Annotated in this window: 1 protein-coding gene; it reads right to left on the bottom strand. The window is 39.4% G+C overall.

What is annotated here, in order from left to right; translation table 11 throughout:
* Positions 1 to 113 precede the first annotated feature (113 nt).
* The gene (locus ACP45E_RS21510; protein WP_017037943.1) at positions 114 to 938 is read right to left on the bottom strand and encodes an alpha/beta fold hydrolase; all 825 of its coding nucleotides are present in this window, start codon (positions 936 to 938) and stop codon (positions 114 to 116) included.
* Positions 939 to 1,046 lie beyond the last annotated feature (108 nt).

Below are 1,046 nucleotides of genomic sequence, written 5' to 3'. Positions count from 1 at the left end.
GCCAAATTAAGGTGTGAACAACGCAGACACCTTAGCTTAAGCATTGTGCTATAAACACTAAACTGGCTTGAAGTGAAAGCGCCAAGCGTTGTGAATCACTCTTAAATTTATTGTTATATTTTGGGAACGTTAGTGATGAATTTGTCCACTTCTTTGTAAAACTTAGACGGTTCATTTTGAACCCAGTGATTGGCCCCTTCGAACGAAACATTATTTAATGTAGAAATGAATTTAGTAGCTCGTTCACAACCACTTAAACTCTGTGTACCCCAAAAGTAAACTTTAGGTATCGATAAGCTTTCATAAACTTGGCCCCAACTAACAACCCCCCGCATATCTTGGGTTGCGTGCTGAGCATAAATTTCACTAGCTGTATTACCTAGAACGACTGGTTCACAACGCCTAACAGACGAAAGATACTTAATACCAGCTCCGTGGCTCCAAGACATAGCAAAACGTTGTGAAAAACCTGTACCTTTCACCCATTTAGAAAATTCATCACTACTTAACTCAGAGTATTGTTCAGCAATAATCTGGGACAAAATTATATTCTCTTCATGGACCCCACCTTCGGCATTAATAAAGCCACGTACAATACCTTTCGTATCGTATTTGCAAACCAAGGTAGACGTATCACCTCCCCAAGAGTGCCCAAGGAGAAAACAATCATGAACCTTTAATTGCTCAAGAGCTTTTAATATACGTTTTGCTTGAGTTTCCGTAGAGTGGGAGGTAACTGAAGCAGGAGAATAACCGTAACCACACAAATCAAACATTATCAGGTTATAATTCGGCAGCCAGTCGAATGCATCCGCAAAGCAGAGATGCGACTCGCCTAAACCGTGAATAAACACTAGCGTTTCTTGAGATTCTTTGAGTTCAGTAGACAAACAATAAAGCTGGTCACCATCGATATCTAACCATTTTTCTACTAACACATTACCCTCGCACTTCTAACAACTGAATTAAGATCTATCATAACTAATTCAGCCCGAAACGAAAGGTAGATTTGATGAAAAATATAACGCCAAATTAAGGTGTGAACA

The organism is Vibrio genomosp. F10 str. 9ZD137 (assembly GCF_049974785.1).
Lineage (GTDB): Bacteria > Pseudomonadota > Gammaproteobacteria > Enterobacterales > Vibrionaceae > Vibrio.
The sequence above is the reverse complement of the archived record's forward strand: the minus strand, read 5'-3'. Positions and strand labels throughout refer to the sequence as shown.